The organism is Pseudomonas sp. 24 E 13 (genome assembly GCF_900004715.1).
Classification (GTDB): domain Bacteria; phylum Pseudomonadota; class Gammaproteobacteria; order Pseudomonadales; family Pseudomonadaceae; genus Aquipseudomonas; species Aquipseudomonas orientalis_A.
The window spans coordinates 26,644-40,065 of the sequence record NZ_CVTO01000154.1 but is presented as its reverse complement, the minus strand read 5'-3'; the positions used below and the strand labels follow the sequence as shown (position 1 = coordinate 40,065).

Annotated in this window: 13 protein-coding genes, 1 tRNA gene and 3 pseudogenes; 14 read left to right on the top strand and 3 right to left on the bottom strand. The window is 58.8% G+C overall.

Annotated elements, in window-relative coordinates; translation table 11 throughout:
- The first annotated feature begins 488 nt into the window (after positions 1 to 488).
- The gene (locus BFP90_RS24015; protein ID WP_065895442.1) at positions 489 to 2,018 is read left to right on the top strand and encodes an NCS1 family nucleobase:cation symporter-1; all 1,530 of its coding nucleotides are present in this window, start codon (positions 489 to 491) and stop codon (positions 2,016 to 2,018) included.
- A gap of 13 nt (positions 2,019 to 2,031) precedes the next feature.
- Positions 2,032 to 2,760 (top strand): aspartate/glutamate racemase family protein, encoded by a 729-nt coding sequence (locus tag BFP90_RS24010; protein WP_065895443.1) that lies wholly within the window; start codon positions 2,032 to 2,034, stop codon positions 2,758 to 2,760.
- A gap of 49 nt (positions 2,761 to 2,809) precedes the next feature.
- Here the strand turns inward: BFP90_RS24010 and BFP90_RS24005 are convergent, their stop codons facing one another.
- Positions 2,810 to 3,739, bottom strand: coding sequence for a LysR family transcriptional regulator (locus BFP90_RS24005; RefSeq protein WP_065898138.1), 930 nt, complete (start codon positions 3,737 to 3,739; stop codon positions 2,810 to 2,812).
- A 106-nt stretch (positions 3,740 to 3,845) separates the two neighbouring features.
- Between BFP90_RS24005 and BFP90_RS24000 the strand changes: the two genes are divergently transcribed.
- Positions 3,846 to 4,592 carry a 3-oxoacyl-ACP reductase family protein gene (locus BFP90_RS24000; protein WP_065895445.1) on the top strand — a complete coding sequence of 249 codons (747 nt, stop codon included), beginning with the start codon at positions 3,846 to 3,848 and terminating at the stop codon, positions 4,590 to 4,592.
- Positions 4,593 to 4,790: 198 nt separating this feature from the next.
- Here BFP90_RS24000 and BFP90_RS23995 read toward each other — a convergent pair whose 3' ends face one another.
- The gene (locus BFP90_RS23995) at positions 4,791 to 5,477 is read right to left on the bottom strand and encodes an HAD-IA family hydrolase (protein WP_065895446.1); all 687 of its coding nucleotides are present in this window, start codon (positions 5,475 to 5,477) and stop codon (positions 4,791 to 4,793) included.
- Positions 5,478 to 5,705: 228 nt separating this feature from the next.
- Between BFP90_RS23995 and BFP90_RS27790 the strand changes: the two are divergent.
- The 9 genes and pseudogenes from BFP90_RS27790 to BFP90_RS23960 all read left to right on the top strand — a co-directional run.
- A pseudogene (locus BFP90_RS27790) lies at positions 5,706 to 5,957 on the top strand (type II toxin-antitoxin system RelE/ParE family toxin); the annotation flags it as partial.
- Positions 5,911 to 6,267, top strand: a complete 357-nt coding sequence (locus BFP90_RS23990; RefSeq protein WP_065895447.1) for a helix-turn-helix domain-containing protein — start codon at positions 5,911 to 5,913, stop codon at positions 6,265 to 6,267. The pseudogene BFP90_RS27790 and the gene BFP90_RS23990, both read left to right, overlap by 47 nt.
- Before the next feature lie 49 nt (positions 6,268 to 6,316).
- Positions 6,317 to 6,682, top strand: a complete 366-nt coding sequence (locus BFP90_RS23985; protein WP_065898168.1) for a DUF2784 domain-containing protein — start codon at positions 6,317 to 6,319, stop codon at positions 6,680 to 6,682.
- A gap of 54 nt (positions 6,683 to 6,736) precedes the next feature.
- Positions 6,737 to 7,315, top strand: coding sequence for a DUF4337 domain-containing protein (locus BFP90_RS23980; RefSeq protein WP_065895448.1), 579 nt, complete (start codon positions 6,737 to 6,739; stop codon positions 7,313 to 7,315).
- A 285-nt stretch (positions 7,316 to 7,600) separates the two neighbouring features.
- Positions 7,601 to 7,933: a hypothetical protein gene (locus BFP90_RS23975; RefSeq protein ID WP_065898137.1), complete on the top strand. Its 333-nt coding sequence runs from the start codon at positions 7,601 to 7,603 to the stop codon at positions 7,931 to 7,933.
- 448 nt (positions 7,934 to 8,381) lie between these two features.
- Positions 8,382 to 8,651, top strand: coding sequence for a short-chain dehydrogenase (locus BFP90_RS23970; RefSeq protein ID WP_065898136.1), 270 nt, complete (start codon positions 8,382 to 8,384; stop codon positions 8,649 to 8,651).
- A 242-nt stretch (positions 8,652 to 8,893) separates the two neighbouring features.
- Positions 8,894 to 9,916: pseudogene (locus BFP90_RS29445) on the top strand (PAS domain-containing protein); the annotation flags it as partial.
- A gap of 36 nt (positions 9,917 to 9,952) precedes the next feature.
- Positions 9,953 to 10,189: pseudogene (locus BFP90_RS29735) on the top strand (methyl-accepting chemotaxis protein); the annotation flags it as partial.
- Positions 10,190 to 10,404: 215 nt separating this feature from the next.
- Positions 10,405 to 10,986, top strand: coding sequence for a DedA family protein (locus BFP90_RS23960; protein WP_065898167.1), 582 nt, complete (start codon positions 10,405 to 10,407; stop codon positions 10,984 to 10,986).
- Positions 10,987 to 11,125: 139 nt separating this feature from the next.
- Here BFP90_RS23960 and BFP90_RS23955 read toward each other — a convergent pair.
- Positions 11,126 to 11,215, bottom strand: a tRNA-Ser gene (locus BFP90_RS23955).
- A gap of 320 nt (positions 11,216 to 11,535) precedes the next feature.
- On the opposite strand from BFP90_RS23955, the gene BFP90_RS23950 reads away from it, so the two are divergent.
- Both BFP90_RS23950 and BFP90_RS23945 read left to right on the top strand, forming a co-directional pair.
- Positions 11,536 to 12,228 carry a crotonase/enoyl-CoA hydratase family protein gene (locus tag BFP90_RS23950; RefSeq protein WP_065895451.1) on the top strand — a complete coding sequence of 231 codons (693 nt, stop codon included), beginning with the start codon at positions 11,536 to 11,538 and terminating at the stop codon, positions 12,226 to 12,228.
- Positions 12,229 to 12,608: 380 nt separating this feature from the next.
- Positions 12,609 to 13,331, top strand: coding sequence for a lysophospholipid acyltransferase family protein (locus BFP90_RS23945; RefSeq protein WP_065898135.1), 723 nt, complete (start codon positions 12,609 to 12,611; stop codon positions 13,329 to 13,331).
- The last annotated feature ends 91 nt before the right edge of the window (positions 13,332 to 13,422 follow it).

The window sequence follows — 13,422 nt, the reverse complement described above, 5'->3', positions numbered from 1 at the left end:
ACTCGCTTCGCATCGTGGTTACGGTTGGGCGCTGCTGAGTTGTGTAGATACCTATGCCCCGATAGCGGTATGTCAGCCAGCTTACCTGTGACTGATACACCGCCATCGGGGGCAAGCCCCCTCCCACATTGGACTCGACTTTACCCTCTAGATGTACACATACCTGTAACTATCGGTGCCATTTATGTGTGCAATCTTGCTTGAATCGCACCAAAACGTAACACTTCCTTTCTAAAATTTTTTGCTCTCCCAGATCGATCCCCCTCCTCAATAAAATAAATAGCTGTTCGATCGGTCAATTTATATCGCTTTAAATTCAGCCATTTATTCCAACAACCAATAAAAACGAAATTAACCACGGTTTTCATAGATCCAAAGCTGGCACGCATGTGGCTTAAGAGTATTTACGCTTTGTATACAATAAATACAAAATCTACATACACTTTGCCATCTGCCGCATTGCTGCGGATGTGCTGGAGCCCGCCGGAATGCGTACTAGCCTCTCCCATGACGTCGCATTGGATCTGCCCTCCTCCGCTCTGAATCCCGAGGCCGCCAGCCCCGGCCCGCTGGTGCTCAGCCCACGCCTGCACAACAAGGACCTGGCGCCGACCAAGGCCGAAGGGCGTCGCTGGGGGCGCTACAGCATCTTTGCGCTGTGGACCAATGACGTGCACAACATCGCCAACTATTCATTCGCCATCGGCCTGTATGCATTGGGCCTGGGCGGTTGGCAGATTCTGCTGTCACTGGGGATAGGCGCGGCATTGGTGTACTTTTTCATGAACCTGTCGGGTTACATGGGCCAGAAGACCGGCGTGCCGTTCCCGGTAATCAGCCGTATCAGCTTCGGTATCCATGGCGCACAGATTCCGGCGTTGATCCGTGCGGTGATTGCGATTGCCTGGTTCGGTATCCAGACCTACCTGGCATCGGTGGTTTTCCGGGTGCTGCTGACGGCGATTCATCCAGGGTTTGCCGACTACGACCACAACTCGATTCTCGGCCTGTCATCGCTCGGCTGGGCGTGTTTCGTGGCGATCTGGCTGGTGCAATTGGTGATCCTTGCCTATGGCATGGAAATGGTACGTCGCTATGAAGGATTCGCCGGGCCGGTGATTCTGCTCACCGTGGCCTCGCTGGCCGGCTGGATGTACTTCCAGGCAGGCGGCCACATTGCCTGGTCGATCCGCGAACCGCTGAGCGGCGGCGAGATGTGGCGCAATATCTTTGCCGGAGGTGCACTGTGGTTGGCGATCTACGGCACGCTGATCCTCAACTTCTGCGACTTCGCACGCTCCTCGCCCTGCCGCAGGACGATCCAGGTGGGTAACTTCTGGGGCCTGCCGGTGAATATCCTGGTGTTCGCCGCCATCACCGTGCTGCTGTGCGGCGGGCAGTTCCAGCTCAACGGCCGAGTGATCGAAAGCCCGACCGAAATCATCGCCTCCATTCCCAATACCTTCTTTCTCGTGCTCGGCTGCCTGGCCTTCCTGATCGTCACGGTGGCGGTGAACATCATGGCCAACTTCGTCGCCCCGGCGTTCGTGTTGAGCAACCTGGCGCCCAAGTACCTGAACTTCCGTCGCGCCGGGTTGATCAGCGCTACCGTCGCGGTGTTGATCTTGCCGTGGAATCTCTACAACAGCCCGTTGGTGATCGTGTATTTCCTGTCCGGCCTGGGCGCACTGCTGGGGCCGTTGTACGGGGTGATCATGGTCGACTACTGGTTGATCCGCAAAAGCCAGGTGGATGTGCCGCAACTGTACAGCGAAGACGCGCAGGGGGTTTATTACTACAGCCGGGGCGTGAATCTGCGCGCGGTGGCGGCGTTCGTTCCGGCAGCGGTCATCGCCATCCTGCTGGCGTTGTTGCCCGGGTTTGCCAGCGTCTCGCCGTTTTCCTGGCTGTTTGGCGCCGGTATTGCAGGGTTGCTGTACCTGCTGATCGCCAAGCGCCAGCCGTTCTACGCCGATGTCAGCGGCGAAAGCATTGCCGTCGATAACGTCAGTCATTAAACAAGGACATTCCATGCGCATCCTCGTGGTCAACGTCAACACCACCGAATCCATCACCCAGACCATCGCTGAGCAGGCCAGAAGCGTGGCCTCGCCGGGCACCGAGATTGTGGGGCTGACCCCCTACTTCGGCGCCGAGTCGGTGGAGGGCAACTTTGAAAGCTACCTGGCCGCCATCGCCGTCATGGACCGCGTGATGGCCTACGATCAGCCGTTTGATGCGGTGATCCAGGCCGGATACGGCGAGCATGGCCGCGAAGGCTTGCAGGAGCTGCTCAACGTGCCGGTGGTGGATATCACCGAAGCCGCGGCCAGCACGGCGATGTTCCTGGGTCATGCCTACTCGGTGGTGACCACCCTGGACCGCACGGTGCCGCTGATCGAAGACCGGCTGAAACTCGCCGGCCTGTACCAGCGCTGCGCCTCGGTACGGGCCAGCGGCATGGCGGTGCTGGAGTTGGAAGAAAACCCGGTGGCGGCCATGGAAGCGATCGTGCGCCAGGCGGAACTGGCCATCCTTGAGGACAAGGCAGAAGTGATCTGCCTGGGCTGCGGCGGCATGGCCGGGCTGGACGAGCAGATTCGCCAGCGCACCGGGGTGCCGGTGGTGGATGGGGTGACGGCGGCGGTGACGATCGCTGAGTCGCTGGTGCGGTTGGGGTTGTCGACGTCCAAGGTCAGGACCTATGCGGCGCCAAGGCCGAAGAAAATCATCGGTTGGCCCGGCAAATTCGGCCACTGAAGATCAACGGTGGGAGTGGGCTTGCCCCCTCCCACACTTGGAATTCTGTTTACTTTGCGACCGCACTGAATCTGCGGCCCAATTGCTGCTCGGCGAACTGCTCAATCACAAAATCCACGAACGCCCGGGTCTTGCCGGGCAGCAACTTGTGCTCGGCGTAGTAGATGGAGATATTGCCGTCATCCACATACCAGTCCGGCAACACCCGCACCACCGCGCCGCTGTCGAGGAACGGCACGGCCATCGGCAGGCTGACCAGCGCAATGCCCAGGCCCTGGGCGCTGGCGCAGCAGGCGGCTTCGGAATCACTCATGGTCATGACGGGCTTGAGCAGCAGCGGGCTGTGCTCGCGCTCGCGGTGGGTCAGTTGCCATGAGCGCACCCGGCCTGTCTGCGGCGAGCGGATCAGGATGCCGTGGCAGCGCGACAAATCCTCGGGTGCATGCACTGCGGAGTGTTGCGCCAGATAAGCCGGCGACGCCACCAGCACCCGGTGCGCCGGGGTCAACGTGCGCGCCACCACGCCCTGGGGCAGTTCAAAGCCGCCGCCAATGGCGGCGTCGAAGCCCTGGCCGATCAAGTCCACCTGGCGGTTATCGAAGTGCCAATCCGGGCTGATCGCCGGAAAGCGCCGCATGAATTCACCCAGCAACGGCATCACATAGCGATTGCCGAATACCGTGCCCATGCTCACCTTCAGCGTGCCCACCGGTCGCCCCTCGGCGCTGGCCAGGTTGGCCACGGCGTTCTGAATCGTGGTAAGGCTCCCGCTGACTTCGCCCAGGAACAGCTTGCCGGCTTCGGTCAGGGTCAGGCGCCGGGTGCTGCGCTGAAACAGCCTGACGCCCAGGCGCGCTTCCAGCTTGGCCACGCTTTTACCGACCGCCGCCGGCGTCAGGCTGAGGTGTCGCGCAGCCTCGGCGAAGCTGCCGCCCTCGGCGCTGCGTACAAAGCATTCGATACTGCCAAAGCTCTCCATGACCCGCCACTCTAAACTTTTGGTTTACACAGACTATAGCAATCACGCTCTACCGGCCTGGTCCCGTGAGGCCGATACTCGGCTCATCAACTACGTGGAGATCGACATGACTACTGCAACCCTCACTGGCAAAGTCGCCTTGGTTCAAGGCGGTTCCCGTGGCATCGGCGCGGCCATCGTCAAGCGCCTGGCCGCGCAGGGCGCTGCCGTTGCCTTTACCTACGTCAGTTCGGCCGCCAAGGCGCAAGCCTTGCAGGACAGCGTGATCAGCGCAGGCGGCAAAGCCCTGGCAATCCACGCCGACAGCGCCGATGCCACAGCGATTCGCACGGCGGTCAACGCCACCGTCGAGGCCTTCGGGCGCCTGGATATCCTGGTGAACAACGCCGGCGTGCTGGCTATCGCCCCGCTGGAAGACTTCACGCTGGAAGATTTCGACCAGACCCTGGCGATCAACGTGCGCAGCGTCTTTATTGCCACCCAGGAAGCCGCCAAACATATGGTCGAAGGTGGCCGCGTGATCAATATCGGCAGCACCAACGCCGAGCGCATGCCGTTTGGCGGCGGTGGCCCGTACGCGATGAGCAAGGCGGCGCTGGTAGGGTTGACCAAGGGTTTGGCACGCGACCTGGGACCACGGGGGATTACCATCAACAACGTGCAACCGGGGCCGGTGGACACGGATATGAACCCGGCGAACAGTGAGTTTGCCGAGAGTTTGATCGGGTTGATGGCGGTGGGGCGCTATGGCCATGTGGAGGAGATTGCCAGTTTTGTGGCCTATCTTGCCGGGCCGGAAGCGGGCTATATCACCGGTGCCAGCCTGACCATCGATGGGGGGTTCAGCGCCTGAGGTTTTTACGACACTGCATAGGCTTGCCCTAATGCCGTCTGTAGGAGCGAGCTTGCTCGCGAAAAGCGTCAACGATAACGCGTGCTTTCTGAATGAACGCGGTGCCTATGAGTTCTTCGCGAGCAAGCTCGCTCCTACAGAGGGCGGTGTACGCTTACTGACTGGCAAGCTTCCTCCCACATTTTGCCCTGTGCTGAATCAGGACATGGGGGGCAAGCCATAGGCCGCCAGATCAAAGTCCGCCAGTTTGCGGATGATCTGGTCGGCATGCTGATATTTACTGTCGGCCATGGCTTCATCGGGCACGGCGATGGCGGTCATGTGCGCCGCTTTCGCCGCCGTCACGCCGAATGGCGAGTCCTCGAACACCAGGCAATCCCCAGGCGCCACGCCCAGGCGACGCGCAGCGGTGAGGAAGATATCCGGCGCAGGCTTGGCGGCGCCGACTTCCGGGTCGTCGGCAGTGACGATGGTGTCGAACAGACCAAACCACTCGCGGTGCAACGTCGTCTTGTGGCCGAACGAGTTGCGCGACGAACTGGTGCCCACGGCAATCGGAATGTTATGCGCCTTTAAATGCCGCACCAGCGCCTCGGCGCCCGGCATGCCCAGGGCTTTGGGAAACCGCTCGCTCATCAACGGCTCGCGAATCTCCAGAAACTCGGCCGGTGTGATCGGCAAATCCAGCGCCTTGACGACATAGTCGGCCAGGTCCTGTGCACCGCGCCCGATGATGTGCTGCTTGACGCTCCAGTCATAGGTGCGGCCGTAGCGTTCGGCAATAATTTGCGTGACTTCGGTGTAGATGCCTTCGGTATCCAGCAACAACCCGTCCATATCGAAAATCACAGCCTTGATCGGGACAGCGGTACGCGGTGCGTTCATCACAACAGAAACCCCGGGGGGAAGACTAAAAGGATTCAGCACAATAGCGGGCCCGGCTGCCTGCGAGCAACCTTGGTGATACCTCTATAGAGCATTCATACCACGCAACAGTTTTACCGGCAGGCGTGCGCGGCGCCTGTCTAGAGTTTGTGAGTGAATAGAGATCCGCCTTCGACCATGCGCTGAAGATGCACCTTGCAAACCTTATAAAAGACTTATTAACCTCCAATGAATTCGATCCACTGGACCCGCAAATCGGTCAAACAACTGCTTCAGCTGCATACCTACCATCAGCAACAGGTACGCAATGCGGTGTCAGCGCTTGAGCGCATGCCGGATGCAGTCAACGTCAAGGCGTTGGTTAACCATCCACACGGCTATCGGTTGCGGGTGGGTAATTATCGCGTCCTTTTCGACTGGGACGGCGACATCCATGTGGTCAGCATTCAAGAGGTCAAGAAACGTGACGAACGAACCTACTGCCGTACAGATCATCCACAATATCGAGGGCAAGCCAGCCTTTGTGGTGATCCCCTATGAACATTACCTGGCCCGGCAAAACGACCCGAACCTGATTCCCCACGCTGTCGTCAGCCGCCTGGTAGAGGGAGCGACACCCATACGGGCCTGGCGCGAGCACTTGAACTTGACCCAGGATGAAGTTGCCAAGCGCCTGGGCATTTCACAATCGGCATTCGCCCAGCAAGAAGCGGTCACCAAACCACGTCGAACCACGCGGGAAAAAATCGCCAAGGCCCTTGGCATAAATGCCTGTCAACTTGAGTTATAACCTCATCCCCAAAGCCCGCGCCTTCGACGCCCTCAAAGCGAACCCAAGCATGCTCTACCGTCTAGCCGCCGACAGCCTGGTGCTGTTCCATTTATGCTTCATCCTGTTCGTGCTGTTCGGTAGCCTGCTGGTGCTCAAATGGCGACCGCTCATCTGGCTGCACCTGCCCGCAGCGGCCTGGGGCGTTGCCGTCGAGGTGTTTCACCTGCCCTGCCCGCTCACCCGCTGGGAAAACCTGTTGCGCTATTTGGCCGGACAAGACGGTTATGGCGCAGGCTTCATCGAACATTACATCCTCGCGCTGATCTACCCGGCCGGGCTCACGCCGCAGATCCAACTGGGCCTGGGTGCGCTGGTGCTGCTGGTCAATATTGCGCTGTATGGGCACCTGATCCGACGTTATCGACAGGCTTGAGACAGCCGCACTGGTGAAGAATCAGGCTCCCTCTGCCCCCTCGTAGACGCCGCCATGTCCGAAGCCTTCGAAGTCCCCAGCCCCCACGAAAAGCACCTCGAACACACCACCGAACAGGCCCACGGTCGAGGCGATACCTTTGCCAGTCGTATCGCGGTGATGACCGCCATCATGGCCACCGTCGGCGCCATGCTCAGCTACCAGGCCGGCTCCAGCGAAAGCGAGGCGGCGATGGACAAGAACAACGCCGCGATCATCAAGACCGAGGCCGCCAACCAGTGGAATTACTACCAGGCCAAGTCCAGCCGCCAGAACCTGGCGGAGCTGGCCACGCATATTCCCGGCGTGGATGCCGCCCACTACAACGATGAAATCCAGCGCTATAAAAGCCAGAAGGAAGAGGTGCGCAAACAAGCCGAGAAGCTTGAAGCCACCTCCCTGGAATGGGACCGAAAATCCGAAGAAGCGCTGCACCAGCACCATCGCTGGGCCCAGGCGATGACGGCGATTCAGATCGCGATCTCACTGGCGGCGATTACCTTGCTCACGCGCAAGGAATGGCTCAAGCGCATGGCGTACACGGCCGGTGGCGTGGCCGTGGTACTCGGCAGCCTGGCGTGGCTGCATCTCTGACGGTGGGAGGGGGCTTGGCCTGGAACCAGTCTGTGTAGGAGCGAGCTTGCTCGCGAAAAACGTCAACGATAACGCGTGCTTTCTGAATGAACGCGGTGCCTGTGAGTTTTTCGCGAGCAAGCTCGCTCCTACAAAAAGCCTTAACTGACTGGCATTCGGGCTTGCCCCGATGGCGACCTGACTGTCATCACAAACCTTGGCTAGCTGATTTCAATCCGCCATATGAGCGTTTAAAGTGTCGCGCCTCGAGAATTGAGTCTCGAGATTCAGCCCATGGAGTTACGTGTGAAGTACGTCAGTAAAGTAGCAGCAGCCGTTCTTGGTCTCACCCTGGCAGGTTGCACCGGCACCGCCATGAAAACCCAGCAATACGACGCCAGCCAATACACCGTGCTCGGCCACAGCGAAGCCAGCGCCACCGGCATCATGCTGCTGGGCGTTATCCCGATCGGCCAGAACAGCCGCTTCGTCCGCGCTCAGGATGCAGCCATCAAGGCCAAAGGCGGCGACGCGATGATCAACACCCAAGTCCAGGAAAAATGGTTCTGGGCCTGGGTCCTCAATGGCTACACCACCAAGATCTCCGGTGATGTGATCAAGTTGAAAACCGCGCAATAAGTATCAGGTTGCCAGAGCGCTGAGCCTGGCAAGAGAGGTTTCATGGGCCTGACGCCAGAGGATGGTCCATGAACCTCGGTATCCGTTACGCCCGTCTCGCTGACGCTCAATCCTGAATCATTTCTCATCGCTGTGCGGGTTTGGGCAACGTCCTACACGCCTTGCAGAAATGCGGGGCTCCCGTTTCAAAATCCCCATGCCTATAGTCATCCGGTCACTCATAGGGTGACCGGGTTTGGCGACTCGACGATAAATCGACAGAAATGTCCTCGCATATTTGCGGGATGCTTCTGCGCGCAATAAGCTGCTCGACGGTAGCTGTGCGCGGGAGACCTTCGGGTCTGCCGGTTTTTCCGATTGTCCCGGTTCGCCAACCTGCGTACAGCTGCCACCTTTTGTTTGGCGACAAATGTGTGGCTGCTTTCCTCTGACAACCGGAGTTGCACATATGAACCAGTACATAGCCCTCACCAACAACGACAGCGCCACCCCTGCTCTTTTTGTCGACACCACCGCGCCGCTGGAAATACTTCTCGACGCTGCAACCTATCGACTTCGCGCCGTTACCCAAGTCCTTGAGAACCTCGCACTACGCAGTGAGATCAGCAGTGATGCTGTCGTACTCAGCGATTTCACACTGCTCTGCTCAATACCGTTGCGCGACGGCTGCGATTTGCTCGACGTCATAGGGCGGCGGATGGACATGCCTTGCGCCTGACCTGAATCGCCAGATTTTCAAACCGCAGAAATAACGAAGCCCCTGATTTTTCGCAGTATCAGGGGCTTGTTTACTTTTCAAGCGACCGCAGCACGCCTGGAGCGTTAAGGACCACCGATCTTCAGGGCACGCTCATCAGATCATGTACAAATCAAAAATCGTGTACAGTTTTTTTCGCTCATGACGATATAGATGGCAAGGTGCCATGGATAGGGCCCGCAACATCTACGAGTCCAATCTTCATGATTAATGTCTTCAAAATGCGCCGTGATCGTCGCGCTGTTCAACAATTGGTTGCTGCAATCACCCGCCGGGTACCGCCACAAGTAGACGGGTGCGCTGAACGCGCGGCTGTCCTCGATGCCTGGAAGGCTTTTGACTCCCTTGATCGCGACTCCCAGTCCCGTATCCATGCGCTTGAGCAGGAACTGGAGGCAGCCCGTGAGCTGCTTCGCGAAGCTGCGTCATCCGCGCATGCCCACGAGGTGCGGTTTGATCTTGTAAACCGCGCCTCCAGTGAAGGGCTCTGGGATATGGAGGTCGTCGCTGGCGACCCGGTGAATCCCAAAAATCGCTTTTGGTGGTCTCAGCAACTGCGAAACCTTCTGGGGTTTAACGATGAGCGCGATTTCCCAAATGTGTTAGCCAGCTGGGCCGACCGCCTGCATCCACAGGACAAGCAAGCCACCCTCGACGCTTTTGCCCGCCACTTGAATGATAAATCCGGGCACACACCGTATAAAGTGAAAAATCGCCTAGCCATGAAGGACGGTTCCTACCGTTGGTTCTATGCCCAGGGAGAGACCTTGCGGGATGATCGGGGGATGCCTCTACGCGTCGCGGGTTCTCTGCGTGATATCCATGATCAGCTTGAGCGAGACCAGGAGCACGACGTCATCATCACCCGATTTGAACTGGCCAGGGAGATGCTCTCGGACGGTCTGTGGGATATGGAAGTCATCGCGGGAGACCCGGTCAATCCAAAGAACCCTTTCTGGTGGTCTCCGCAGTTCCGGCGGCTGCTTGGATTTGAAACAGTGGAGGAGTTCCCGGATGTCCTGGACAGCTGGGCATCCCGACTACACCCGGATGATAAGGAACAAAGCCTCGACGCATTTGGTGCTCATTTGAACGACCGATCGGGTAAAACGCCTTTTGATATCGAGTATCGCTTGAAGATGAAGAGCGGCGAGTATCGGTGGTTCAGAGCGCGAGGTCAGACCCGCCGCGACTCCAGCGGCTCACCGCTTCGGGTAGTAGGTGCCCTCGTGGATGTCCACTTGCAGCATGAGCAGGAGGCGCTGCGGCACACTGAGGTCAAGCACCAGCGGACGCTTGAGAACAACATCGCCCAATTGTCACAGATCGTCGGGACGATTCAGAGCATTGCCAACCAGACAAATCTGCTGGCACTGAACGCGGCGATTGAGGCCGCGCGCGCGGGCGAAGCGGGTCGCGGCTTTGCGGTCGTTGCAGACGAAGTGCGCAAGCTGGCAACGCGTACGACTGAAGCGACCGAACAAGCTGCCGGGATGATTGCTCGCTAAGTCCCTTCCCGATGCCTGCTGTCTAATCCGCAGCAGGCATCCAACGGCCGTGAACGCGCGCGCTCATCCCTCTCCCGTATGACCGCATAGAACGGCGCCCAGAAGCGCTGGCCACATTGTCGAAACCTTTTTGCTGACGGATACCTCAAAGGAAACGCGAAGAATCCCGGCGCGGCCTTTCCGTGCCAAGCGACAAGGAATACGCCGTGCTCGAACATCTTGATCTAAATGCGCTGATCGCTGGCTACGGCTACTGGGTAATCTTCCTGGGCTGCCTGCTCGAAGGCGAGACCGTTCTTATCCTGAGCGGAATGGCTGCGCACCAAGGCACTTTGCAAGTGCTGCAGGTGATCGGGTGGGCCACTGCAGGCGGGATACTCGGCGATCAACTGCTGTTTTGGACCGGACGTTATTCCGGACAGCGCCTGCTGCCCAAACTCAAACGTCATCAGTCAGCCATCGAACGGGTAGAGAACCTTATCCATCGCTATCCGACGACCTCGGTATTCACCGTGCGCTTTCTCTACGGCATGCGCCTGGTGGGGCCCATCGTGATCGGTGCCAGTGGACTATCGCCTTGGAAGTTCGCCCTGATCAATGTGCCAAGTGCGGCAATCTGGGCCACCCTGTTCGTCGGCGCCGGCTATTGGGCCGGCGAAGCATTGCAGCATTTCTTTGGCGACCTGAAGCCGTATCGCCTGCCGATCTTCCTCGCGGTGGTAGCACTGGTGGCCCTGGCGGCAGTGGTGCGGTATTGGCGAAGACGATCCAGTGCGTCGCAGGGCTGAGGCGGCTCGTCCGGGTGTGTAGGCGCATAGCCGCCTGTATGTCTGGATAAAGCGCTACAGAGCCCGAATTGGGCAGATGGCGGAACAAAACCAGCAGGCACAAAAAAGCCCCGTAAAACGGGGCTTTTTCGTAATAATGTGGCGGTGAAGGAGAGATTCGAACTCTCGATACAATTTCTTGTATACACACTTTCCAGGCGTGCTCCTTAAGCCACTCGGACACTTCACCGTATCTCGGCAAACCAGTTCAGTCTGTCGAGGCGCGCTAATGTAGTCGAAAGCCTTTCTGATGGCAAAGGTTTTTTTCAGAATTTTCATGCGGTTAGACGGTTATGCCGGAACGGGGTCTGCGGGCGATGGCGATTGTGCCAATCTCGGGCATGGATTGGGATGGTCTACGCTGGCTGTGGTGCCCTGCTTCAGGCGCTCTACTGCCGGGTGTCACGCGAAAGCCTGACTGGGCAGTCAGTCACGGCGCTTTACCCGCGCGGGCGCGCTGGGTAACGTTTGCTGCATTCTTCTATAACAAGCCCTATAAGGAACCGCGTCATGAGTGAGTTGATTGCCTACCACCTCGAAGACGGTATCGCGACCCTGACCCTGAGCAACGGCAAGGTGAATGCCATTTCGCCGGCAGTGGTCAGTGCGTTCAATGCGGCGCTGGATCAGGCGGAGCAGGATCGGGCGGTGGTGGTCATCACGGGCACGCCGGGCATTCTGTCGGGCGGTTATGATTTGAAAGTGATGACGGCCGGCCCTAAAGAAGCCATCGGCCTGGTGACGTCCGGCTCGACGCTGGCGCGTCGCCTGTTGTCGCATCCGTTTCCGGTGATCGTGGCGTGCCCTGGGCATGCGGTGGCCAAGGGCGCGTTCCTGCTGCTGTCGGCGGATTATCGGATTGGCGTTGAGGGCCCGTTCAGCATCGGCCTGAATGAAGTGGCGATCGGCATGACCATGCACCACGCCGGTATCGAGTTGGCGCGGGACCGTCTGCGCAAGTCGGCGTTTCATCGCTCGGTGATCAATGCCGAGATGTTTGACCCGCAAGGCGCCTTGCAGGCGGGCTTCCTCGACAAGGTGGTGGCGCCGGAAGAATTGCACGCGGCGGCACTGGAAGCGGCGCGGCAGTTGAAGAAGATCAATATGAATGCGCACAAGCAGACCAAGCTGAAGGTGCGCAAGGCGCTGCTGGAGGCGCTGGACGATGCAATTATCCAGGATCAAGGTCATGTGCTGATGTAATGCCTGAACCTGCTGTGCCAAAGCCCGACCTCGAGTCGTAATGCTGTTCAGTTAAGCGTACATCGCCCTCTGTAGGAGCGAGCTTGCTCGCGAAAAACGTCAACGATAACGCGTGTTTCCTGATTGAACGCGGCGCCTGTGGTTTTTCGCGAGCAAGCTCGCTCCTACAAAAAGCCTTAACTGAACGACATTACGACCTTGAGTCGGGCTTTTTCTTACAGCCAAAGCCGAAACAGCCTGCGCCGCTCTAGACAGGCTTTATCGGCCTATGTTGAAACATGCGCTTAAACATCGCCTATCTCCTACGTCTTTAGGGGCAATTGCCGAATACAGTGCACATCCGTACACTGCGCCACCTTTTGTTCCGATGGGCCGTGTCGATGCTTTTTCTGTTACGTATGTTGTTGATGGGCCTGCACTTTATGCTCGCCGGGATAGTGGGCGTGCTTATAGGGATATGCCGCCCGTTCAATCCCGACAACAGTCGCCTCTGCGCCCGCCTCTATGCACTGCCCGCCATGTGGATACTGCGCTTGAAGGTAAGGACGGAGGTCGACTCGCTGCGCAACAAGCCCGGCACCTGCGTGGTGATCGCCAACCACCAGTCCAATTATGATCTGTTCGTGCTGGGCACCGTGGTGCCGCATCGCACGGTATGCATTGCCAAGAAAAGCCTGAAGTGGGTGCCGTTGTTCGGCCAGTTGTTCTGGCTGGCCGGCAATGTGCTGATCGACCGCGGCAATGCGCACAAGGCACGCCGTGCCATGCTCACCACGACCCGCACCCTGCAGCATGAAGACACGTCCATCTGGGTATTTCCGGAAGGCACGCGCAACCTCGGCAAAGGTCTGTTGCCGTTCAAAAAAGGCGCGTTCCATATGGCGATTGCGGCCGGTGTGCCGATCGTGCAGGTGTGTGTCAGTAACTATGTCACGCATATGCGCCTTAATCGCTGGAACAGTGGCGAGGTGCTCATACGTTCGTTGGCGCCGATTCCTACTGTGGGGATGACGGCGGACGACGTTCCGACGCTGATGCAGGCGTGCCAGGCGCAGATGGATGCGTGCATTGCGCAGATGGATCGCGAACTGCAAGGCGCTTGAACGCCTGCGCCGTGCGGACGACGCGGAGCGTCACGGGAGGCATTCCCACGCAGAGCGTGGGAACGATCACCGCGCAGCGTGGGAACGATCA

What these genes read in the sequence shown, in the direction of transcription:
- BFP90_RS24015 (WP_065895442.1), top strand. Translation starts at nt 489, where the DNA reads ATGCGTACTAGCCTCTCCCATGACGTCGCATTGGATCTGCCCTCCTCC.
- BFP90_RS23990 (WP_065895447.1), top strand. Translation starts at nt 5,911, where the DNA reads ATGTGGTCAGCATTCAAGAGGTCAAGAAACGTGACGAACGAACCTACT.
- BFP90_RS24000 (WP_065895445.1), top strand. Translation starts at nt 3,846, where the DNA reads ATGACTACTGCAACCCTCACTGGCAAAGTCGCCTTGGTTCAAGGCGGT.
- BFP90_RS23970 (WP_065898136.1), top strand. Translation starts at nt 8,382, where the DNA reads ATGAACCAGTACATAGCCCTCACCAACAACGACAGCGCCACCCCTGCT.
- BFP90_RS24005 (WP_065898138.1), bottom strand. Translation starts at nt 3,739, where the DNA reads ATGGAGAGCTTTGGCAGTATCGAATGCTTTGTACGCAGCGCCGAGGGC.
- BFP90_RS23985 (WP_065898168.1), top strand. Translation starts at nt 6,317, where the DNA reads ATGCTCTACCGTCTAGCCGCCGACAGCCTGGTGCTGTTCCATTTATGC.
- BFP90_RS23995 (WP_065895446.1), bottom strand. Translation starts at nt 5,477, where the DNA reads ATGAACGCACCGCGTACCGCTGTCCCGATCAAGGCTGTGATTTTCGAT.
- BFP90_RS23950 (WP_065895451.1), top strand. Translation starts at nt 11,536, where the DNA reads ATGAGTGAGTTGATTGCCTACCACCTCGAAGACGGTATCGCGACCCTG.
- BFP90_RS24010 (WP_065895443.1), top strand. Translation starts at nt 2,032, where the DNA reads ATGCGCATCCTCGTGGTCAACGTCAACACCACCGAATCCATCACCCAG.
- BFP90_RS23945 (WP_065898135.1), top strand. Translation starts at nt 12,609, where the DNA reads ATGCTTTTTCTGTTACGTATGTTGTTGATGGGCCTGCACTTTATGCTC.
- BFP90_RS23980 (WP_065895448.1), top strand. Translation starts at nt 6,737, where the DNA reads ATGTCCGAAGCCTTCGAAGTCCCCAGCCCCCACGAAAAGCACCTCGAA.